A 22,387-nucleotide genomic window follows, 5' to 3' on the forward strand; every position below is an offset into this window, starting at 1 on the left:
GTAACGAGCGAGCAAATCTGGTAGTTTATCCGTATCAAGCAGTGCTTTGACTCGATCCCCCATCTTCAATCGATCCAGCATCCATCACCTGTGTTTATTAAAAGAGTCATTATGATTAGCCCTTTGATTGACCGTCTGCCTAGAGGCACAGGCCACCACATCTTACGATCGCTCAGATCGGTTATTCCCAGATCGCTTGCCTATCGGTTTGCAGTGCGATTTTGCCTCAGTCTTGCCACAATTTTGGTCTTGAGTCTGGTTTCTGACAGTCATGTTGTTGCCGCTTCTGCCTCTGGCGATGTACTCTCCCCTCTCATAAGTCAGGTAAATCAGGTCAAATTGCCTAAAGACTCAACAATGCGGGTACTGGAAACGGTGGGACTGTTTGTGGGGGGCATACTTTTCTGTGTAGTTTTGGATCGCTGGTTTTCTAACCGTTCTGCTCAATCGGGCAACACACCCTTAGCTGAGCAAGCGCGGCGACTCAAGCAACTCAAAATCGGTTATCCAGAGGGTATGACAAATCTGGAAGTCCTGCGTGCTAAAGGTTGGCTCGAAAGCCGTTTGCGACCATTTGGGCTGAGTGTTACTTGGACAAGCTTCTTATCAGCTTCTGCTCTGATAGAAGCATTAAGCAATGGGACGATCGATTTCTGCGGCGGCGGTGGTACGGCCAGCATCTTCTCGCAAGCAGCAGATCATGTGTTTGTGCGGGTGGCTAAAGAAAAATATACTGCTCCCAAAGGTCAAGCAATTCTAGTACCAGAAGATTCGCCAATTCAGACGGTTGCCGACCTGAAGGGTAAAAAGATAGCTTTTGACAAAGGCTCAAGCGCTCATTATGTGCTGGTGCGAGCACTGGCAAAAGTGGGATTAGAGTTTAGTGACATTGAGCCAATTTATCTGACCCAGCCACAGGCGCTGCCCCTATTCCGCGCGGGTGAGGTCGATGCTTGGGTGATTTGGGTTCCCTACACGACAACTCAAGTCCGAAGTGCTTATCCAGGGCGCTCAATTGCAGACTTAGAGAGCATCTTTGGTGACAAAGCCTCTTTAGAAGTTCCGACTTATTACTACGCGATTCCAGAGTTGGTACGCGACTATCCCGACTTGCTTAAGGTGATTTTAGAAGAGGTAAATGAAGCGGGAGCTTGGGCTAAGAAACAGGAATTAGAAGCTGCTGTGCGATTGGCAGAACACCATCAAATAGATCCATCCATTGTAGAAATTTTACAGCAACGTAGTGCCGAACGCGCTATTATCCCGATCGACGACCAATCGCTCACAACCCTACAGCACCAGGCAAATATATTTAGAGATTTAGATCTGATTCCTGAGCGCGTGAATGTGAAAGATGGAACCTATAGCTTGCAGACCAAGCAAAACTGGACTTATTAATCTGACAATTAAAATCGAGTGTAATTTTTGTCGGATATCAAATCAGCGCTTCATCGTCGGGCGTAAAATCGAGTCAACATTCAACACTCAACCATCATTCAGTTTTTCGACCCCGAATCAACAGTCAACAGTCATCTGGCTCGTGCAACCGCAATTGATACGAGCTATCTTTTTTTGAGCACAAGTCTGTCAAATATCAGCTCTGTTTGGGTTTCCGGCGGGGTTGTCACTCCCCACCGGCAAACCTACATTTTGATTAGCTGCATTGCCCGGATTTTTCCTAAAAAAAAGCCCTCAACTTTGTGAGGGCTTTGCGATGCCAGGAACGAGACTTGAACTCGTGACACGTGGATTTTCAGTCCACTGCTCTACCAACTGAGCTATCCCGGCTTGTTTTTTCGCGCTTTACTATCTTAGCAGACACATACAGAATTTAGCAAGCACTTTTTCAAATTAATTTTCGCTCGCCCGGAACCGCCCGCCTGTAAGCTAAAAGCTGCAACCTAAAATCCAACAATCGCAATGGCACAGCAACATCGGGACAGCGAGGGCAAGAGTCTGCTTGTCTTGGGCATAATTTGGCTGCTGGGGGCAATTAGCGATCGCCTCTGGTTTGCCCTCGATCGATCTGTCCCTGCGTGGGATCAAGCAGACTACCTGACTAGCACCCTGAAATACTTGCAGGCGTTGCAGCATCCTCAGTGGTTTTCCGGGGAGTGGTGGACAAACTTCTGGCTGCTTTCGACGAAAATTCCGCCCTTGGCATACATCTTAACGGTTCCGTTTCTTCAGGTTTTCGGTACTGGGGCCGATCGGGCAACCCTCGTTCATTTATTATTTAGTGCAATTCTCCTCGCCTCAGTCTACAGTCTGGGCGTCCAATTATTTAACCGGCAAATCGGTTTGTGGGCCGCTGCTATTTGCGTTTTGTTACCCGGACTTTATCGGTTCCGCTTGCAATTTTTGCTCGACTATCCCCTCACTGCTGCGATTACTTTTGCTTTCTATTGTCTGACAATGTGGAAGGCTTCTGAAGGAAGAAGGAAGTTCGGCAACGGATTCTGTAACGGATGTAACGGATGTCAGTCCGATGGAAGTTCGGCAACGGATTTAACGGATGTAACCGATAGAACTCAGTTGGAGGAAGGAACAAAGAAAAAGTATAAATTCTCCCCCTCCCCCACTCCCTCACTCTCCCCGTCGTCTTTCTTTTGGGCGATCGCCTTTGGAATTTCTCTCGGTTTATCAATATTAGTTAAACACACTACCGTATTATTTCTGTTTACCCCGATTCTGTGGCTGGCTGTGGGTGCTGTGTGGCAAAAAGCTTGGGGGAGATTAGGTCAATTAACTGGTAGTTTGTTGCTGTCGGTAGCCGTGTTTGGGCCGTGGGCAAAAACCAATTGGCTGTTAATTTTGACCGGGGGAAAACGGGCTACGCTGGATTCTGCGATCGCCGAAGGAGATCCGGCCCTCAATACGATCGACGCTTGGATTTACTACGGTCAACACTTACCCGAACACATTTCTTGGCCTTTGTTACTTATTCCCTTAGTAGGACTGATACTTTATTGGCGTCGCCGGCAAGATAGTTCCTCCATCTTTTATCTCAACTCCTGTCGCTGGCTGGCTGTTTTCTGGGGAGGAGCTTATTTAATTAATTCTCTAAATATCAACAAAGATGACCGATATGTGATACCTTATTTGCCAGTTTTATCTATTTTCTTAGCCTACTGTTTAACGCTGTGGCCTTCTCGGTGGGGACGACAAATTCGCTGGGGTACAATTGGCTTGGCAATTCTGGCAATGCTGTTCCATATGTGGCCGCTGGGAGGTGCTTTGGGACATAGCTTAGTCCAAATTATCAGTCCCGGCAATTCTAACTATCCTTACTTGGGGAAAGAGTGGCCGCACCGAGAGGTAATTGCCGAAATTATTGATAGGGAACCTTATTTGCAATCTACTTTAGGCGTGTTGCCTTCGACGCCGGAAATTAACCAGCATAATTTGAATTTTTACGGTGCTTTGGCTAATTTTCAGGTTTACGGGCGGCAGGTGGGAACTAATTTAAAACAAGTGCCGCAAGATGTGCGATCGCTCTCTTGGTTCGTAACCAAAACTGGCCCGCAAGGTTCGATTCGCGAAGGGATTAAAAAAGCTCAAAATGCAGCCGTAACCGCGATTGAAAAAGGTGATAAATTTCAGTTAGAAAAAACTTGGATTTTGCCAGATTATACTAATTTAAATCTTTATCGCAAGCGAGTGCAACCTGTCGAAATACAGCCGTTGAATGAAGCGCGATCGCAAGTACAATTAGATCGAGTTACTGTCCCTGCAAAAGCAGTTCCCGGAGTTGCGCTGCCGGTTACTTATACTTGGTCTGGGCCTTGGCAGCAGTTGCAGTCTGGTTTAGTGTTGGTAACGTGGGAAAATCAGCAGTCTGGCGATATTCCACCGGGACAGACTTTCAGGATTTTACACGATCGCGCGATCGCCCAGGCGACTTTGCATCCGGGGATGCTGGAAGCGGATAAATTTGCTGTGGGGTTTCGAGTTGTCGATCGCACCGCGATGCTTCCTCCTGCTAATATTGCACCGGGAACTTACAATCTGCAAGCTACTTATCTAAATCGGAAAACCGGCGAAACTTATCCGATTAATGTGCCGGCAGTTAGTGTTAAGATCGAGGCAGAGCCTCTGGATATGCGTTCTCAGGCAGAGCCTGGAAACGAGGATAATAAAGATAAGCCCGAGTTAGATTTGGTGACTCAATTGCGGGCGATGGCGGTTAATTTACCCAAAGGATTGCCCGGTTTAGAACCCGTGTTCGAGCAGATTGGGCGCATCAATCAGTACGATCCAATTCAAGATTATACCGTGCAAGCAGAACAAGCGTTAGAATATCGGTTGCAGCAGGAACCAAATAATCTAGAATTGGCTTATGCTTTGGCATTTTCTCGGGTATTGCAGCAGAATGTCAAAAGTGCGATCGCCGCCTTAGAAAAAGTCACTCAACTCGACTCAAAAAACCCTTACGCTTACGCCTATCTCGCTTTCGTACACCTGTACGGCTGGCATCCCAAAGCCGCTCAAACAGCCTTAAAACCTGCTCTCGCTCTCAACTCCAACCTACCGGAAATTAGAGTTTTAAACGGTGTAGCGGAACTGATGCAAGGTAATCTCATCCAAGCATGGCAAGATTTGCAATACTTAAAAAAACTAAAAATTTAACAATTCCTTTTATTGTGGCACGGGCGTCCCGCCTGTGCTTGCGAAGCGGTAAAAAACAGAAAACCAATGAACCAACTCAGAATTGTCTCTCTAATTCCCAGTGCCACCGAAATTGTAGCAGTTTTAGGATTAACGGATGCAATTGTGGGCCGTTCCCACGAATGCGATTATCCCCCAGAAATCCAAAATTTACCTGTTTGCACTCAGCCTAAATTCAATCCCGAAGGAACTAGCAGCGAAATTCACAACCGCGTGACAGAATTGTTGCAAAATGCGCTGAGTGTCTATAAAGTAGAAATAGATACTTTGGAAAAATTGCAGCCGACTCACATTATTACTCAAGCTCAATGTGAAGTCTGCGCTTGTTCTCTGACAGAGGTTGAACAAGCGGTAAGCACGCTGGTAAATAGCAAGCCGGAAATTATTTCTTTGCAGCCGAATCTGCTAGCAGAAATCTGGACGGATATTCAGCGAGTTGCTGATGCTTTGGGCGTAGATGGCAAAAGTGCGATCGACCTTTTGCAATCCCGCATTGATGCTATTACCTCAAAAACACAAGCATCATCTATTATTACCACAAAAGAGAGACTTCCCAAAGTAGCATGCATCGAGTGGATTGAACCTTTGATGGCTGCGGGTAACTGGATTCCCGAATTAGTGGCAATGGCGGGAGGCAATTCGCTGTTTGGAATTGTCGGGGAACATTCCCCTTGGCTAAAATGGGAATCGCTAGTAGAAACTAATCCCGATGTAATTATTTTCATGCCTTGCGGCTTTGATTTAAGCCGCACTCGCAGCGAAGCAATGCAGATAACTAAATACGCAGAATGGGCTAATTTGCAAGCAGTAAAAACGGGGAAAGTTTACATAACTGACGGCAATTCTTACTTTAATCGACCGGGGCCGAGATTGGTTGATTCGTTAGAAATTTTAGCAGAAATTCTCCATCCGGAAATCTTCGATTTTGGCTATCGAGGTAAGGGTTGGCAGCCATTTTTGTAAGTACCCGCAGCTAGCTAAAGCTTCATCTATATTAATTCTGAATTGCCTGCCATACAAATAAGGACACAACTATGTTGTGTCCTTACTTCGCCTTCATTTAACCGAATCTGACATCAATTGATGCAAAAAACGCTAGTCCTACTTGACATCAGGAGGCATCAAAACCTTGTCAATTTCGTGAATAACGCCGTTGCTAGCTTTGATATCAGCTTTCACAACATTAGCGCCGCTGACAGTAACTTTGCCTGCGCTAACAGCCACCTTCAGCGAGCTTCCTTCAACACTTTTAACATCGCCGGATTTCAGGCTAGTAGATAAAACCGAACCAGGAACAACGTGGTAAGTTAAAATCTTAGTAAGTTTGGCTTTGTTGGCCGGTTTGAGCAAATCATCCACAGTTGCTTTTGGCAAAGCAGCAAATGCCGCGTCAGTCGGAGCAAAAACAGTGAAAGGGCCTTTTCCTTGTAAAGTTGTCACCAAACCTGCTGCTCCCAAAGCCTTCGTCAGCGTCTTGAATTGAGCGTCGCCAGATGCAATAGCAACAATATCCTTAGTAGCGGCAGTTGGTGCTGGTGAAGCGCCAGTTGGTGCCGGTGAAGCGCCAGTTGGTGCCGGTGAAGCAGCGGTTTTCACCTTTCCTGGAACTTGTTGAGTTTGAGTTGAATTAGCAACATTGGTGTTGGAGGTGATGTGAGCCCAAGCCGGGAAACCAATCAACGCGCTAGCGCCGATTATTCCTGCGAAACCTGTCAGTTGTTTCATCCAGCTAGGTAAATTTTGATTTTTCATTGCGCTTGCATTTCCTTATGAGATAAAACAGTGAACATGAATTGTTATGTTAGCCAAATCTCGACAAAAAGCAAGGTTGCCAGAGGCTAAGATAGAGAGAAAATTGTCTTGCATCCCCGATCGAACAAAACTTCCTTACTATAACGCAAGCTGAGCAATCGGGCATCAACCGCTAAATCTGTAACTCAAAACCTCAATCACCGAACCCGTTTGGGGTAAGTCAGCAGATTTGATCGAAATCGTGTCATTATTCAATCGGCGCACCGGCGTACCATCCATCAGCGCCAAGAATTCATCTAGCGGCACTAAATCGCACGCAGCAGCATCGGCGGCTTGGGTTTTGAAATGTGTCGGAATCACCATCTTCGGTTTGAGAAGTTGCAAAGTTTGCTTCGCTTCCGCCGGAGTGTAAGCTTTCGGCCCGCCGCCCACGGGAATCAGCACTACATCGGGCCGCCCGATCAAGATTTGTTCTTCAATGCCGATCGGGCCAGCAACTCCGCCCAAGTGTAAAATCTTAACGCCCGCTTGCTGCCACAGCCAAGCCACATTGACCCCAAATCGCCGTCCTCCCTCACGGTCTTTTTCCGTCCGAATCCCTTGAATCCGCAGTCCGTTAGACCTGTAAGCGCCTGGCTCGTACAAAAGGCCGGGATTGCCCGCAAATCCGTCGATCGCCCCTTCATCGAGCAACCGGCTGCTAATCAGAATCAAATCTGTTGGCACTTTAGGAGAGCGATAGCCTGCCGTACAGCCCAGGGGGCGAAAAGGATTCACCAGCACCCTCGCACCGCCTCCGGCGAACAAGAAGCAAGTGTGCCCCAACCACTGAACCGACAAAGAATCAGCAGTTTGAGCTTGATAGTTTTCCCATCCAGATGGTAAACCAGTTGCTAAAGCTGCTAGCAAACCCGTCTGTGCGTAACGTATTAATTGTCGCCGTTTCATCTTGTGGTTGGGGTTGTCGGGTGTTGGTCGTTTGTTGTTATACCACAAAACACAGTCAGTCGATTTTAGATTTTAGATTTTAGATTTTAGATTTACTCCACAGATGAATCTGGGATATGGAACTTTCGTCTAAAATTTGGGGTTCACCACGACCATTTTTGGGGCTTGTATCCTTTTGTGGGCGGTTGAGATGCGAAAATCTGCACCCTAGTTTTACCGTAAAGTTCGCAGTGCCACCCTAAAGATTTAGATAATTTGAACAGTCAGGTGTGGATTTCGCACCCGAAAGATGCAGACAAAAACTCAAAATTCAAAACCCAACTAAAGTCTTTCTAAGAAATTTCGCAATAATTGCTTTCCCGAAGTCGTCAAAATACTTTCCGGGTGAAACTGTACACCTTCAATGTGCGGATATTCCCGGTGCCGCACGCCCATAATAGTTCCGTCTTCAACCCAAGCCGTAATTTCCAAAACTTCTGGACAACTCTGCTTTTCAATTACCAAACTGTGATAGCGAGTTGCAATCATCGGCGATTCCACGCCCTGAAAAACTCCGGTGCCTGCGTGTTCTACCTGAGAAGTTTTGCCGTGCATTAACACGGGCGCAGAAACAATTTTGCCGCCGAATACTTGACCGATACTTTGATGTCCGAGGCACACGCCTAAAATTGGTAGAGTCGGGCCTAATTCTTCGATTAACTCCAGAGAAATTCCCGCATCTTCCGGCCGCCCCGGGCCTGGAGAAATCACCACTGCTGCCGGCTGCAATCGGCGAATTTCTGCTAAGGAGATTTGGTCGTTGCGGTAGACTTGCACTTCGCTTGCTACCGGCAACTCAGCACCCAGTTCTCCGAGATACTGTACCAAATTGTATGTAAAACTGTCGTAGTTATCGATGACTATAATCACGGGTTAAGTTAGATTTTAGGTTTTAGATTTTAGATTTTAGATTGACTCGCTCCCTGAAAGCAAGGGTTTGAAGATTTTAGATAGATGCCGAAGATAAGAATAGCTGCAATATAGACGAATAAAACTAAAAATCTCAAATTGGTCATCTAAAACCTAAAATTTTCTGGGTCTAATAAGTTACTGACGGGCGAGCGCAATTTGAACGACTGCCCACAAAGGAGGCAGCAGAAGTGCAGCACCGACTATGATCGCAGCCATTGCCGATACCAGAACCGCTCCGGCACCGCAGTCTTTGGCAATTTTGGCTAGTTCGTGGTAAGATTGCCCGACTGTCAAGTCTACCACCGATTCGATCGCCGTATTCAAAAGTTCCATGGCTAAAACTATGCCAATGGTGACGCCGATCACAGATATTTCTACAGGTTTCAGTTGCAAAAATAGCCCGAGTCCGATCGCCAATGTTCCTATAATTGTGTGAATCCGAAAATTGCGCTGAGTTTCAAAAGCATAACTCAGACCCCCCCAAGCGTATCTAAAACTCGTAGCTAAGCTAGACGCGATTTTCCAGGACAGCTCTCGGTTGTATTTCAAGGCTTTTTTAGACTCGTGGACTGTCTGGCTAGAAGAGTCTTGAGGCATGGGCAGAAACTGTGCGATTTGTGATGAAATTGAGGGCCTATCTAGTGTCATAAAGAACCAACTTTAATTTACAGAGATGAATGAAAGCTAAACTTTTCAAATTAACTTCATCAAGTCTAGGTAACTTTTCTAAGTTTTTACTAAAGTTCTGGTTTAATTTCAGAAAGTTATGTTGGGCTTGACATGATTTGTTAAGTAACCATCAACTTCAGTTATGCTGTTTGGATCGCAAGACCGATCGCCCGCAGCAATGTTTCTTGTCGATCGAGCATTTGAGTCAGACTTTCTTCATCCGGGTGATCCCAGCCCAAAAGATGTAGAAAACCGTGGGCTGCGAGCCAAGCTAGTTCGGTTTTCAGGGGATGTCCTTGCTGCTGGGCTTGTCGCTGAGCTGTATCGATCGAGATGACGATATCACCCAAGTATAAAGGTTCAGATGACTGCATTTCCTCTAGTTGAGGACAGTCTACCTCTAAAGCTGCGAAAGCTAGTACATCGGTCGGTCGATCGAGCTGGCGGTACTGGAGGTTGAGGGATTGCATCTCCGTATCGGCGGTTAAACGCAGACTGACTTCGTAGCCCGGGGCAACCGGCACATCGGCCGTCTGGTTTTCCAGCCAAACGCTAAACCAATTTTCCCAGGTTTGGGCTGAAATCTCCCCGCTGGCTGCAATCTCAGGGAGGCTGGAAGCGTCGGCTGACTGCTGGGCGAGCCCGTAACAGTCTTCGACGTTCACCTCTATTAACATTTTTTTGATCTCCTGTCAAGGGATATATTCAATTTTTTTACAAATTCCAATTCCGCGATCGAGCTAATAGACTTTTTGCTTTCAGCAGGCAGATTACAATAATCTGTTGAAAATTGCAACTGGCCGGGAACACAATCAGCTTAACTCCCGATTATGAAAGATGAAAAACATCAGCGGAAATTAAAGGCTGATTGTTTAAATGCCCGATTAAGAATTGAAATATCGATCGAGAAAAGCCAAACCGACGAGTACGCCTAAAAGTCCCGCCGCTGTCAAGGCAAAGTGAAACAAAGAAGTCGCCCGCTTGCGAACCATGTTCCGCATCGCCAGCTTGACATAACTCGGTGGAGGTGCAGTGTTTGTCGGCGCTGTCGGAGTTTCGGCGGACTCTTCGGAGGCGGGAATTGCTGAGGGAGGTTGATTCATAGCGGTTAGTTTAGAAGGTTAACAAAGGGGCTGCTGAGGACAGGCTCGCCCCGATAGTAACAAATATGTAACGTTTTGTGTAGGATTTTTTAGGTTTCAGAGGGTCGCGGGTCTGTTTAACGAGGATTATACCAACAGATTAATGTGCGATCGGGCTGACGATCGATTCGATATTTTATCTTCATCCCCAGATACACAAGGATAAATTAAATTCCCGATCCGCGTTCCTAAGCGGTTTAACAAAAATTTTTTAATTGTCAAGTCGCTTTTTCAAGCGACACTCACTTGAGTTAACTCACACGAGTGTCACCAGAAAAAGCGACTGTTAACCAATCGCGACCAGCAGTTATTCATAGATATAGCCACGGAAAAACACAAACAAAATTTTCCGGCTAAAGACCAAACCACAAACTTAAATTACTCTGACAACAACATGGAAATTTCCACCTTTGAAATCCTCACAAAGCCGATCGCACCTCCGATTGGTGGCCTTGAAGCTGTTGCTCGCCGAGTCGTTCAGGGATACTTTCTCACCATCTCCAATCTCGAAGCGATCGACTTGCGATATCGGATTGAGTTTACCGTTAGCTTACCCGTGCCGGCAGATCCTAATAAAATCTTGCTCAACAACGCTTTCTTAGTTGTTGACGTTGAAGGCAATAACACTTCTGTAACTCTGACTCAGCAGCCGGGAAAACCGAAGGTATATCGAGGATTTTTCACAATACCCGCTCACAAAACTGCATCTGTTGAATTGTTGCCAATTCTGCCAGGAAGTTTGACCCCAGGTTTGTTAGAAGTGCGCGGATATGTCTCCTTGTTTTTGCCGCCGCGCCGAAGCTTTCCGATCCCTGTACCGCAAAGCGAAAAACCAGTCAAGGTATTATTGAATCCCGAAATTCGCGGTACTTTCTTGCCGAATGAGTTCTCGCCACTAGCAGCTAAAGCTCCACTAGACTTCGATCAAATTAATTACACTTTAGCGATCGCCAGTGGAAAAGCCTTGAACGAGATTCCTCCTGAACCTGGCCAACCAATCATCATCCATTTGCCAATTGTTGCGCCAATTTTGGAAGAGTTGCGCAACGGTACTTTGGACTTGCCTAGTTTGGACGCTGACAATTCAGAAAAAGCTCAAATGCTAGTGCAACTGCTGGCCCAAATCGATACCAACGATATCAATTTGCAAGAGCTAAATACAGTGATGGACAAATTTGATATTCCTGTCAGAATGTCTCGCAGCTAGAACTGTTAAAGGGTAAGTAACTGTAAGGTGGGCAAGACCCACCTTACGTTTGATTACGTTTAATTTAGCCCACTTATACACTCACTGAGCTTTATTCAAATGTCGAACTCATTTAGATTTCAGCCTGTTTCTTTTAGTTGGGTAGCTGTTCACCCGCAGCCAAAAGGTATTGTTCAATTTATTGGTGGAACTTTTTTTGGTAGTTTGCCAACTTTGTTTTATCGATATTTTTTACAGCAGTTGTTTGAAGAAGGTTATACCGTAGTTGCTTTGCCGTTTAGATTTACTTTTCGTCACTGGCCGATCGCTATTGGGTTATTAAAAGAGCAGGAAATACTGAGAACAGAACTGACCGAGATTGCTCAAAGATTAGGCTATGAAAGCGAAATTTATCAAGAACCATCGAGTTATTTTTGGGTCGGTCACAGTTTGGGATGCAAGTATATTGCTCTTTTAGAATTTTTAAGCGACGATCGGTATCCAAATATTGTGGATAAATTCTGCGATCGCCCTGACTACGAACGGATTCAAAAGTTAATCGAAAATCTGGGCATCGACCGACCTTCAATTAAAGGCCAGCCGTCCTTATTAATTGCTCCTGATATCAGCAATACAGAGAGCGCTATTCCAGTGCGATCGCTAGCACAATTGTTAGACAAATTCCGCTTAGGAGTGCTACCAACCAGAGAACAAACTCAATGCTTTATTGCTAATAGTTCTCTGTTTAATTTGACAGCCATAATTTCTTTCGATCGAGATGATATTGCGGGTTCTACCAATGATATCAACAAAAGCCCAGAACAACAAAAAAACAGCGATGTACTTTGGCTCATAGAACAGCTAAGTAATAGAAAATTGCCTTTGTTGAGCAAGGAAATAGAAGGCAAACATTTAGAGCCGATTGGCATCAAAATCGGTAATTATATTGTTGACCTCAATCCTTGGGATAAATTCATCAAACCCCTGAAAAGCCGATTCCTTGAATATTGGTCTGTTCATTTTTTGGATGCTTTGAAAAAGCGGTTAGGCGCTTAACTATCAGTTGTTATTTGCGATCGCCCTTTCAATCCCCTTTCCTCCAACAAAGCATCGGCCCAAGCAGCATCAGTTTCGGACAGTGCGGGTACGGGTGCGGCGGTGTAATCTGTTCTAAAGTCATAGGCGGCGCGATCGTAAACCCCATTTAATAACGCTTGTAAATCTACAATTGGTTCTGCATCGCCCGCGCGCAAAGGTAAGGGAAACGGAGGAATAATATCGGGTAAATTGAAAAGGTACAAATCTGCGATCGGACGCTGATATCCCCGACTTACCAAAATTCGATAACTTGCCTCAACATCGTTACCAAAAACTGGTAGAGGTTGGTAACTTCGCAGCAAGTCAATTTCTACCAGATGAGTGCAACTGCTAAATACTTTTTCTCGTTTTTCTTCATACATTTCTCGCCCTTTTCCGGGGCGCTTGTTTGTTGGTGAAAGCACTTCAATCACCGTCACTACCTTTTTAGTTTCGGTTTCGACGATCTGCAAATAACTTTCTTTTACTTCCATCGGTAAAGGTATTCTCACCTTCAAAGATTGGGCTGGCGGAGCAGCAACGGCGACATTAGAATTAGTTTCGGTTGCTGGAGTTGGTGAGCGCTGTATCGTAACATCGGGAATTCCAATTAGTAAAGCATCTTCACCGCTGATTTGATAAATTCTTTGTTCGATATCTACTAAATATTTAGGTAGCAGTTGCGGAGTCAGCAAATCTGCGATCGCCACTATTAACCTATTATGAACCTAACGCCAAAATTCAGGACTTTCTAAATAAGGATTCATCCCTGGAAACGGATTAGCCATTGATTTAACTCCTGTTAATTTACCTAATTCTATGATTTTAGCCGATCGATTAGAAAAACGCAGACAATATCAAACTATCATCTGCGTTAATCCGCGTGCATCTGCGATTAAAATCCCCTAAAAATCGCCGTAACTGCTAATAGCCACCTGCAACCTCCCAATCACTTCATCAACCGAAATCGCCCCCAACTCTCCAGAAGCCCGAGTCCGAATATTCAAACTATTCGCCTCAACCTCCTTCGCACCCACAACACCCATCACCGGAATTTTATCCTTCTCTGCATTGCGAATTAACTTGCCCAAACGCTCGCTATTCTCATCAGCTTCAACGCGAATATTTAGCGCTTTCATCTTAGCCGCCACTTCCTTCGCAAACGGCAAAAAATCGGCGCTGACAGGCAACAACCGCACCTGAATCGGCGCTAACCACAGCGGAAAATCCCCGGCATACTGCTCGATCAAAATCCCGATCAAGCGTTCCAAAGAACCGAAAGGAGCGCGGTGAATCATCACCGGACGCTTGCGAGTGCCGTCTTCAGCAACGTATTCCAAATCAAAACGTTCTGGCAAATTGTAATCTACCTGAACAGTTCCTAATTGCCATTCTCTATCCAAGACATCTTGGAAAATGAAATCGAGTTTCGGCCCGTAAAAAGCCGCCTCCCCAATTCCCTCAAAATAATTCATTCCCAAAGTTTCCACCGCGCGGCGGATTGCACCTTGAGCCTTTTCCCAAGCTTCATCAGAACCGATATATTTCTCTAAATTGTTCGGATCGCGGAAACTCAAACGCGCTTTAAAGTTTTTCAGTTGCAGACTCTTGAAGACTGACAGAATCAAATCCACCACATTCAAGAATTCTTGATCCAACTGTTCCGGCGTGACAAATAAGTGGGAATCATCCACCGTAAAGCCGCGCACCCGCGTTAAACCGCCCAATTCTCCCGATTGTTCGTAGCGGTAAACGGTGCCGAATTCCGCTAAGCGCATCGGCAATTCGCGATAGGAACGCAATTCGCTTTTGTAAATTTGGATGTGAAAAGGGCAGTTCATGGGTTTCATGACAAAACCCTGTTCGTTTGCTGCCGCTTCTGCATCTTCTGCCATCAGCGGAAACATATCTTCTTTGTATTTCTGCCAGTGTCCAGAAATTTTGAACAAATCGACTCGGGCGATGTGCGGAGTCACTACTTGCAAATAGCCGCGCTTGATTTGTTCTTGTTTCAAGTAATCTTCTAAAATACTTCTCAAAACAGTGCCTTTCGGCGTCCACAAAGGCAAGCCGGGGCCCACCGCATCAGCAAAGATAAACAAGCCTAATTCTTTGCCTAATTTGCGGTGATCGCGCCTTAATCTTTCTTCTTGGCGGTGTTTGTATGCTGCTAATTGTTCGGGAGTTTCCCAAGCTGTGCCGTAAATGCGCTGCAACTGAGCTTTGGTTTCGTCGCCGCGCCAGTAAGCGCCTGCTAGGCTTTCGAGTTCGATCGCCTTTGGATTCAACTCACTGGTATTATCCAAGTGAGGCCCCGCGCACAAATCCCACCATTCCTCGCCCAAATGGTAAACAGTAATTGGTTCGATCAAACCTTCTAAAATTTCTAATTTGTAAGGTTCGTTAATCTCCTTAATTCTCCGTTCCGCTTCCTCGCGGCTGACTTCTTCGCGAATTACAGGCAATTTACGGTTGATGATTTTGATCATCTCTTTTTTAATGGCTTTTAAATCCTGTTCCGTAAAAGGTTCGGGAGTGTCAAAGTCATAATAGAAACCGTTTTCAATCCAAGGGCCGATCGTCACTTGCGCCTTGGGAAATAACTTCTGCACCGCCATCGCCATAACGTGGGAGGTGGTGTGGCGAATTTTTTTTAGTGCCTCCGACTCACTCGTGCGGGGCAACTCAATCTTAACGGACTCTTCTGGAGCGGACATGGATTCTGAGCTAGACATCGGCTGAATTAGCAATTAATTTAGTTGCAGTTGCTTCTATCTTACTCAGATTGGGACAGCAAGCGCCGACTTCCGGCTGGGGCACGCCCTGGGAAATTACAGCAACGGCCCTGATGGTTGCGACGTTTAGTCGGGGACGCACTCCGACTCTCAGAAACCGGGTTTTTACTATTTTTGTGGGCTGTAACGCGTCTTGCTATGAAAAAACCCGGTTTCTAACCACCCATGAGATCGCGAACTAATTTGGCAGAATTTTGCGATTTCGACTCAAAAATCGCTGCTGACACAATTAAATTTATTCACACCCACCTGCTAATTGTTGTTAAATTTTTGAATGTTTGTTAAAAATATGTTACAATTTGTAAAGACCGTCTAAGACTATAATAGATAAATAACCCATTTTTGATCCATGCTTAATTCCAACTTGCCCGAATCAGAATTGCTCAAAGCGTTACTGGAACCGCTGTTAGAGGATTTCAATTACTGGTTCGACCGATCGGCAAAGCTCTTAGAAACTGAGGAAATTCCCTTTCTCAGCGGCGAAGATCAATCTGACTTGCTGGCGCGAGTCAAACAGGCTCAGCAAGAAGTAGGCGCTGCTAAAGCTCTATTTCAAGCAACTGGAGGTCAAGTTGGCATTGAAACCGCAGCACTGATGCCGTGGCACAGACTGCTCGCCGAATGCTGGCAAGTATCGGCGCGCTTTCGCTCATTGCAGTTAGCTCCCCCAGGAAAATAAGGAACCGAATTCAAGTTAAACTTGCACTCAAATCCCAAACTTGTGGAAATGTGTTGGCTGACTTGACAACCTCAAACAGATTTCCCGTTAATAAGTTATTACTTGCTGAAACACATTTGTAAATTGCTGTGTGGCTGTTTAGCCCGGAGGAGAAAATAATGTTGCACCTGCTTTATATTTTAGCTTTTACCGTTCTTGCCTTTCTGGCAGTCGGTAACTTAATCCGCAGTCTCGTCACCGTAGGTATGGAGTCCCAGCGCCCTCAACAATTCAGGGCAAATAATCCCTACCCATCCTATCCTCGCTCTCAATCTGTACCGCATCCAGAACTTTTAGACGAACACGGCAACATTGTCAATGAGCCACTGTTAGTGATGCGTTCGCTGACTGTCCAAGACGCCCGCGAACAATTAGATGCTCTCTACAAATCATCTCCGGGAGGCAACGACGAAGGGGGCGAACTAGCCTGATACAACCACAGCCGCAGCATTTATACTCAGGCGCAATGCCTCAAAAAAAAATAGGACTTACAGGCTCGGTGTCAGAAGCCCGGTTTATTCATACATTGTGGGTAAAAACCGGGTTTCTTGGGATCAGTCCTCAAAATAATTGGTCGTTAGTTTTTAACTAAGAGCCAATTACTTGTGCTTTTATAAAGTTTAATTACCAAGTAACTCGCTCGCCAAAAACCTATACCGATCGCACTGATATCAAATAGCTCCAGAATAGTATAATGCAAGATATCCGCAAGCGGTGCCTAACAAGTCTGAATGGTGAGAGTGCTAACGCCCGAATCCAAGCCTGAATAGATGAGTTAGCGTCAAAACCTAGACGTAAAAGCAGGTGACTTTGGGAAGATCTCAAGGTCTTGGAGCGATACCTCTGCTTAGATTCGTCTAAGTGATATTGCCAGCATGATATGACTTAAACAGTCGTGTTATGACGCATAAATGTATCAGATACTGAAAAGCGATCGATCTAAACCTCCTATCGATCCTGTTTTGTCATCGGCAAAAATGCACGTTTAAGGCTAGATGATCGTCCCTATTTCGTTACTGGCAGAACTTCTGCAAGCTTTGCCCCAACTGCGCGCACAAATTTATTTCAAATCTTCCATGACAGCCCTGTCTCACGCTATGGAAGACTTGGTTTTGGCGGGTTCCGACGCACCGCTAGTAATTGCAAGCTTTCAGCGAGAGCGCTTCTACCGCCAGGAAGCTCACCGTTATCGGCGAATGGCCTCGCGCTCCTCTCAGGTATACGTGCTGGCAGCACCGGAAACTGACTTTAAAAATGCTTCGGAGTGTCACGAAACTGTGGCGTTTGCACCGGAGGACGGATTAAGTAAAGAGTGGCACTTAGTGGTGCTGGGGGAACACTACTCCACTTGCCTGATTTGTCAAGAAAAAATTGTGCCGATCGAAAACCAAGACGAGCGCGGGCCGCTGGTGATGGATCAAGCTCGCAGATTTGAAGGAATTTGGACGTTCGACCGCGAGGTAAGCTCCAAAGCTGCCGCATTGTTGCTCGATAGAATTGTCAAATATCGGCCCGAATTGGCCGAAAAGATCGATATAGCGCGAACTACTTACAAGCTAGTCAAAACACCGAAAAAAACGAGGAAATCCGCCGCCTCCAAAGCCGCAAAACCCGACATAAGTGCGCCAAAAAACTCAAAAATTCCCAATCCAAAATTGAGCGATGCTTTTACCGAACGCTTAGTAACCTACTTGCAAGCAGGCCAGCACAAATTGCTCAAAGCATACAGCGCCATCGCCGCTCAGGAACGCAAAGAACGCCTCGTAAATTTAATTACCGCGGCAATGCGGCAGTCTCTCAACCCCCAAGAAATCGTCGAAGTTGCAGTCCAAGAACTCGGCACTGCCCTGTCGGCAAGCCGATGTTTGATTTATCGGTGCAAGGCCACAGATGTTGCGGTCAAAATCGATGGCGAGTTTTTGGCTCCGGGCGCTAGTTCCCTGCTGGATCAGACTTGGCTGTTGCAGGAAAATCAAATATGGAGCGACGCGGTGGCGCGGCAAGAGCGAGTTTACATCCAAGACACATCACAACACCCGCTGATTGTCAATACACAATACCTGGAAAAAACTGTAAAAAATTGGCAAATTGTCTCTTGGTTAATGGTGCCAGTGCTTTATCAGGGGCGAGTTTTGGGCATGGTGGAAATGCACCAGTGCCGAGCGGTTTTGCCTTGGGAAGAAGACGAAATTGCTTTAGTAGAGGCGATCGCCACTCAACTCGGAGCAGCCTTAATTCAAGCAGAAACCTACGCTCATTTAGAAGAACTAAACCAACAATTAGAAGCATTAGACCGCACTCGCAGCAATCTAATTGCCATCACCGGACACGAACTCCGCACCCCTCTTTCTACAATTCAAGTTTGTTTGGAAAGTTTGAACTCCGAACCAGATATGCCCGCTGAATTGCGGCAAATCATGTTAGAAACTGCCCTCGGCGATGCGGATCGAATGCGGAAACTCGTGCAGGATTTCTTAACTCTTTCTCACTTAGAAAGCGGGCGAGTTCAATGGAATGTAGAATCGCTGACGCTGCAAGAATGCGTTGATTTGGCCCTCAGCAGCGTGCGATCGCGCACGGTCGATCGACAGTTGCCGGAAATTATCGCCGAAGTGTCGGCCGAATTGCCTTTAGTGCAAGCTGACGGAGAGTGGTTGGTGGAGGTTCTCTCCAAACTGCTAGACAACGCTTGCAAATTTACGACACCCGAGGGAAGCGTGACTGTTAAAGCTCAATGTAACGGTTCTCGGATGGTGGAAGTGCTCGTAGCCGATACGGGGAGGGGAATAGAGGCGAACAGTTTAAAAGTAGTGTTCGATCGATTTTATCAAGAAGAAGGAGCTTTGCGTCGCAGCGCCGGCGGTACCGGTTTGGGATTAGCAATTTGCAAGCAGATTGTTGCTGGCTGGGGCGGTAAAATTTGGGTAGATTCCGCAGGAAAAGACCGAGGAAGTGAATTTCACTTTACTATTCCCACTGTTTAGACTCAATTGATAACAGTTAACCGATCGCTAATCACTGATGACTGATTACTGCAAACTACCCTTGGGTGTACCATAAATTGGAATATCCATCGCCAACTCTTTTCTACCTTTTAGCGATGACCAATATTCCCACATTCCCCAAGGTTTTTTAGTTACTATCGGAGCCATAATCAACATTTTAAATCCCGTACCTTGGCCTGCTTTAGTTGTAAAAAATGGCGCAAACAATTTTTATTGAACTAATTCCGGTATTCCCAGTTCGCCGTCAGCAATCCGAATCACAATCGTGTCGATAATTTTCTGTTATTGCTGGCAAACACTACCATATAAATTGTAATTGTATTGGGAATGTTTTCAATTTTTGGCTGGGTTTTGCCCGGATGGGATTATTCCGAAGCATCGCTAGTATTAGCAATCAAATTCATAAATATCGCAATCCTCGCATCATTTGTGAATTTCTTGCGGACTCCCAGCGGGTTCGGGGTGGGGTAAAAAAAATACGACTCCTGCAAAGATTGCTATATATGATTGGTCTGTCCAAAATGCCATTATAAATTTGGTAAATTACCGTAAGTCTTATAACAAATCTTCTGTAGTATGTTGGCTGCGCCGATTAACAACACTTGGAGAAAAACTGGGTTTTTTAAATAAAATATTGGCTTAAAGCCTTAAAAAAAACTGAAAAAATCGGGTTTATGAGCCTCGGAGCGCGCAAGTCTCGATCGAGTTAATCGATCGGACGATACAGGATAGCACAGAAAAGTTTTTACGGCAGAACCCGCCTCCGCTGCCACACCCAGTCTCACCCTCAACCCTCACCCTGTGAGATAGGCCTTAAAGGTGATGTGGCTGCGCGGTGTTCAGCTTTACGATCGAAAATATTGAAGCAGATTCAAGACGCGCTTGCGGTCTTAAACCCGGTTTGGCGACAGAATTCCTAGGGAGGCTGCCGAAAATTAATATCAGTTTAAAAAAATAATCCAACTGTAGGTAAGCTGCAAACCCCGATAGTAATCAGTCATGCCGAATCTAAAATCTAAAATCTAAAATCTAAAATGGTATAAGTCTCCTGTACACAAGTCCTGAGATGGTAAAAGTCGATCGAATCTGTTGAGGCACTGCCACCGCCAGTGTTGATTCGTGAAAAGTTTAGGATGCAAATGTTTCGCCCGGAAAAACTTTTTTCCAATAAGAATACTCAAACCTAGAGGGTAGGAAAATCGATTATGTCACCTACAAGCCAGATGAAATCTACTCAAGCTATGGCCAACAAGCCGCAACTGCAATTAGGTTCTCAAGGTAAAGCTGTATTGGAACTCGAACAACTGCTAACGAAGTTGCAAGTTTACCGGCAGCCTGCTAAAGGAATTTTTAACAAAGCAGTTGAATTTTCTGTGAAACTGTTTCAGTTTCGGGTTTTCTTGTCGCCGGACGGCATTGTCGGGCCGCTCACTTGGCAGGCGCTTTATACTGAAGCTCCAGTTAATATGCCGGTACTCAGATTCGGCAGTTCTGGAAAAGCAGTCGCTACTGTTCAGGAAGTTCTCAAGATTTCCAAGCATTATGGCGGTAAAGTTGATGGCGAGTTTTCAACTTTGACGGAGAAAGCTGTTCGCGCATTTCAACAAAGCTTTGGCATTCAGGCCGACGGGATTGTCGATCGAGAAACTTGGACTGCTTTGAGTCAAATTCCGCGCGGCTATGACCCTAATTGGTTCTTGAGTTAAGGTTGACGCGGTAAATCGTTCGATCGTGTGTGGGGGGAAATTGGGGGAATGTGCGATTATTCGGGTGCGCCACAAGCACTCGAATAGTTGCTGTTTTTTTTGATTGTTTTTTCTGGATTCGTGCTTCATAATTCTGTTTTCTAACTTTGGTGGAAATTACCAATTATCAATTATTAATTACTAATTATTAATTATCTGAAAAGATCGATCGCCCAAAAACTGTTAACTTTCCTTACAATTTCGACAGCCGTGTCGCGTCATGATGATACGATGCCGTAAAAATCCTTTGGATATGTTTATGGCAGAAGAACTCACTGGACAACCCCCTCTTTTCGGCGGCAGCACCGGCGGCTTGCTGACCAAGGCGCTAGTTGAAGAGAAGTACGCGATCACTTGGACTAGCCCCAAGGAACAGGTGTTTGAAATGCCGACTGGCGGCGCTGCAATTATGCGTCAAGGCGACAACTTGCTGCATCTGCCCCGGAAGGAGCAGTGCATCGCTTTGGGCGGCCAGCAACTGCGGGCAAAATTCAAAATCTCGAACTACAAAATTTACCGCGTCTTTCCTGACGGTTCTACTGAGTACCTGCATCCCAAGGATGGCGTGTTCCCTGAAAAGGTGAACGAAGGTCGTCCCTACAACGGTAAGATTGACCGCAATATTGGCAGCAATCCCAATCCGATTAAGGTTAAGTTCACCGGTAAGAAGACTTTCGATCCTTAGACCACGACTGCATGGCTGAGCAAAACATAGGTAATATTCCCTGTAAGGCTCAGCTTGTAAACTTGTTTTTGCAGTAGTATTCGGGCGCGGGAGGCTAAGCCCGCAGCGCCCAAATACTACTGCAAAATTCTAATCTTATTAAAAGTTAATCGTTAAATTAAAAATGAATGTCGCAATCAGGCGAGCGCAGCCTTCTGATATCGATGTTTGCGCTCGCATTAATTATGAAGCTTTTAAAGATATTTCCGATCGCTACCAATTCCCTACAGATTTTCCGACGTTGGAGTTTTCAACTGAAATTATAGACTTTCTGATCGAAAGTCCGTTGTTTTTTGATATAGTAGCCGAGAGTTCCGGTGCCGTTGTCGGCTGCGGATTTATGGACGAACGCAACCCGATTCGCGGTATCGGGCCCGTCAGTGTCGATCGAACTTTTCAAGGCCGCGGCACGGGACGGGAAATCATGAAAGCTTTGCTGGAACGCGGACAGGACGCTGTGGGCATCCGTTTGGTTCAAGAATCTTTTAATATGGCGTCGCTGTCGCTGTACGCTTCTTTGGGTTTTGAGGTGAAGGAACCTTTCGTGTTAATGCAGGGCAAGTTTCGCAGCCAGCCGCAGCATGGGTTTGAAGTGCTGCCGATGGCTAGTGAGGATGTTGAGGAATGTGCCGCTTTGTGCGAAAAACTGTGCGGGTGCGATCGAACTTCGGAGATTGAAGACGCCCTGAATGAATTTTCTTCCTTCGTTGCCTGCCGGCAAGGTCAGATTGTGGCTTATACTTGTGCGGTGTCTGCTTTTAGCCACAGCGTCGCTCAAACTGAAGCGGATATGCAGGCTTTGCTATTGGGGGCTGCTGCGTACATTTCAGAAGAATTGCTTTCTTTTCACTTGCCGCTGAGGTATGCAAGTTTGTTTCGCTGGTGCTTGCAAGAGGGGCTGCGTGTCCTCAAGCCGATGGCGGTGATGGCAGTTGGCGAGTATCAGTCGCCGGAGGGATGTTGGTTTCCGTCTTTTGCTTATTGAGTACCAAGACGGTTAGGGCGCT

General features: G+C 45.9%; 20 protein-coding genes, 1 tRNA gene and 1 pseudogene. 11 read left to right on the forward strand and 11 right to left on the reverse strand.

Annotation, left to right across the window (positions count from 1 at the left end; translation table 11 throughout):
- The first annotated feature begins 111 nt into the window (after positions 1-111).
- The gene (locus tag QUA13_RS05115) at positions 112-1,398 is read left to right on the forward strand and encodes an aliphatic sulfonate ABC transporter substrate-binding protein (RefSeq protein ID WP_333197124.1); all 1,287 of its coding nucleotides are present in this window, start codon (positions 112-114) and stop codon (positions 1,396-1,398) included.
- Between the two features lie 317 nt (positions 1,399-1,715).
- On the opposite strand, the gene QUA13_RS05120 is transcribed toward QUA13_RS05115, so the two are convergent.
- Positions 1,716-1,788: transfer RNA gene (locus QUA13_RS05120), tRNA-Phe, on the reverse strand.
- A 132-nt stretch (positions 1,789-1,920) separates the two neighbouring features.
- On the opposite strand from QUA13_RS05120, the gene QUA13_RS05125 reads away from it, so the two are divergent.
- On the forward strand, positions 1,921-4,629 hold the full coding sequence (locus tag QUA13_RS05125) for a phospholipid carrier-dependent glycosyltransferase (protein ID WP_333197126.1): 2,709 nt from the start codon (positions 1,921-1,923) through the stop codon (positions 4,627-4,629).
- Positions 4,630-4,695: 66 nt separating this feature from the next.
- Positions 4,696-5,631 carry a cobalamin-binding protein gene (locus tag QUA13_RS05130; RefSeq protein WP_333197130.1) on the forward strand — a complete coding sequence of 312 codons (936 nt, stop codon included), beginning with the start codon at positions 4,696-4,698 and terminating at the stop codon, positions 5,629-5,631.
- Between the two features lie 138 nt (positions 5,632-5,769).
- On the opposite strand, the gene QUA13_RS05135 is transcribed toward QUA13_RS05130, so the two are convergent.
- The 6 genes from QUA13_RS05135 to QUA13_RS05160 all read right to left on the reverse strand — a co-directional run bounded on the left by QUA13_RS05135 (position 5,770) and on the right by QUA13_RS05160 (position 10,091).
- Entirely contained in the window at positions 5,770-6,420 is a 651-nt protein-coding gene (locus QUA13_RS05135) for a fasciclin domain-containing protein (RefSeq protein ID WP_333197133.1), read from the reverse strand.
- A gap of 165 nt (positions 6,421-6,585) precedes the next feature.
- Positions 6,586-7,368: an MBL fold metallo-hydrolase gene (locus QUA13_RS05140; RefSeq protein WP_333197134.1), complete on the reverse strand. Its 783-nt coding sequence runs from the start codon at positions 7,366-7,368 to the stop codon at positions 6,586-6,588.
- Positions 7,369-7,689: 321 nt separating this feature from the next.
- Entirely contained in the window at positions 7,690-8,277 is a 588-nt protein-coding gene (locus QUA13_RS05145; protein ID WP_333197136.1) for an aminodeoxychorismate/anthranilate synthase component II, read from the reverse strand.
- 177 nt (positions 8,278-8,454) lie between these two features.
- Positions 8,455-8,967 carry a diacylglycerol kinase family protein gene (locus QUA13_RS05150; protein ID WP_333197138.1) on the reverse strand — a complete coding sequence of 171 codons (513 nt, stop codon included), beginning with the start codon at positions 8,965-8,967 and terminating at the stop codon, positions 8,455-8,457.
- A 161-nt stretch (positions 8,968-9,128) separates the two neighbouring features.
- Complete coding sequence (gene ybeY, locus QUA13_RS05155) at positions 9,129-9,665, reverse strand: rRNA maturation RNase YbeY (RefSeq protein ID WP_333197140.1); 537 nt, start codon at positions 9,663-9,665, stop codon at positions 9,129-9,131.
- A 207-nt stretch (positions 9,666-9,872) separates the two neighbouring features.
- A complete protein-coding gene (locus tag QUA13_RS05160) occupies positions 9,873-10,091 on the reverse strand; it encodes a DUF3285 domain-containing protein (protein WP_333197142.1) in 219 nt (72 codons plus the stop codon).
- Between the two features lie 433 nt (positions 10,092-10,524).
- On the opposite strand from QUA13_RS05160, the gene QUA13_RS05165 reads away from it, so the two are divergent.
- Together QUA13_RS05165 and QUA13_RS05170 are read left to right on the forward strand one after the other, a co-directional pair.
- Positions 10,525-11,337, forward strand: coding sequence for a hypothetical protein (locus QUA13_RS05165; protein WP_333197145.1), 813 nt, complete (start codon positions 10,525-10,527; stop codon positions 11,335-11,337).
- A 99-nt stretch (positions 11,338-11,436) separates the two neighbouring features.
- A complete protein-coding gene (locus QUA13_RS05170; RefSeq protein ID WP_333197146.1) occupies positions 11,437-12,372 on the forward strand; it encodes a DUF1350 family protein in 936 nt (311 codons plus the stop codon).
- Here QUA13_RS05170 and QUA13_RS05175 read toward each other — a convergent pair.
- The 3 genes and pseudogenes from QUA13_RS05175 to QUA13_RS05185 all read right to left on the reverse strand — a co-directional run bounded on the left by QUA13_RS05175 (position 12,369) and on the right by QUA13_RS05185 (position 15,270).
- Positions 12,369-13,181, reverse strand: a pseudogene (locus QUA13_RS05175) (DUF4058 family protein). The gene QUA13_RS05170 and the pseudogene QUA13_RS05175 overlap by 4 nt on opposite strands.
- 117 nt (positions 13,182-13,298) lie before the next feature.
- Positions 13,299-15,128 carry a threonine--tRNA ligase gene (gene thrS, locus QUA13_RS05180; RefSeq protein WP_333197148.1) on the reverse strand — a complete coding sequence of 610 codons (1,830 nt, stop codon included), beginning with the start codon at positions 15,126-15,128 and terminating at the stop codon, positions 13,299-13,301.
- Positions 15,121-15,270, reverse strand: coding sequence for a hypothetical protein (locus QUA13_RS05185; protein WP_172190718.1), 150 nt, complete (start codon positions 15,268-15,270; stop codon positions 15,121-15,123). The genes thrS and QUA13_RS05185 overlap by 8 nt, the downstream gene beginning before the upstream one ends.
- A 267-nt stretch (positions 15,271-15,537) precedes the next feature.
- Between QUA13_RS05185 and QUA13_RS05190 the strand changes: the two genes are divergently transcribed.
- The 3 genes from QUA13_RS05190 to QUA13_RS05200 all read left to right on the forward strand — a co-directional run bounded on the left by QUA13_RS05190 (position 15,538) and on the right by QUA13_RS05200 (position 18,890).
- Complete coding sequence (locus QUA13_RS05190) at positions 15,538-15,867, forward strand: DUF2605 domain-containing protein (protein WP_333197151.1); 330 nt, start codon at positions 15,538-15,540, stop codon at positions 15,865-15,867.
- A 158-nt stretch (positions 15,868-16,025) separates the two neighbouring features.
- Positions 16,026-16,337, forward strand: a complete 312-nt coding sequence (locus QUA13_RS05195) for a DUF2973 domain-containing protein (RefSeq protein WP_333197152.1) — start codon at positions 16,026-16,028, stop codon at positions 16,335-16,337.
- A gap of 564 nt (positions 16,338-16,901) precedes the next feature.
- The gene (locus QUA13_RS05200) at positions 16,902-18,890 is read left to right on the forward strand and encodes a DICT sensory domain-containing protein (protein WP_333197153.1); all 1,989 of its coding nucleotides are present in this window, start codon (positions 16,902-16,904) and stop codon (positions 18,888-18,890) included.
- A 45-nt stretch (positions 18,891-18,935) separates the two neighbouring features.
- Here QUA13_RS05200 and QUA13_RS05205 read toward each other — a convergent pair whose 3' ends face one another.
- Positions 18,936-19,118 carry a hypothetical protein gene (locus QUA13_RS05205; protein WP_333197155.1) on the reverse strand — a complete coding sequence of 61 codons (183 nt, stop codon included), beginning with the start codon at positions 19,116-19,118 and terminating at the stop codon, positions 18,936-18,938.
- A gap of 998 nt (positions 19,119-20,116) precedes the next feature.
- Between QUA13_RS05205 and QUA13_RS05210 the strand changes: the two genes are divergently transcribed.
- From QUA13_RS05210 to QUA13_RS05220, 3 genes are all read left to right on the forward strand, one after another.
- Positions 20,117-20,617, forward strand: coding sequence for a peptidoglycan-binding protein (locus tag QUA13_RS05210; RefSeq protein ID WP_333197157.1), 501 nt, complete (start codon positions 20,117-20,119; stop codon positions 20,615-20,617).
- 298 nt (positions 20,618-20,915) lie between these two features.
- Positions 20,916-21,341, forward strand: coding sequence for a photosystem I reaction center subunit II PsaD (locus QUA13_RS05215; RefSeq protein ID WP_333197159.1), 426 nt, complete (start codon positions 20,916-20,918; stop codon positions 21,339-21,341).
- A 163-nt stretch (positions 21,342-21,504) separates the two neighbouring features.
- Positions 21,505-22,365, forward strand: coding sequence for a GNAT family N-acetyltransferase (locus QUA13_RS05220; protein ID WP_333197161.1), 861 nt, complete (start codon positions 21,505-21,507; stop codon positions 22,363-22,365).
- Positions 22,366-22,387 lie beyond the last annotated feature (22 nt).

Source organism: Microcoleus sp. S28C3, from assembly GCF_036700785.1.
Taxonomy (GTDB): domain Bacteria; phylum Cyanobacteriota; class Cyanobacteriia; order Cyanobacteriales; family Microcoleaceae; genus Microcoleus; species Microcoleus asticus.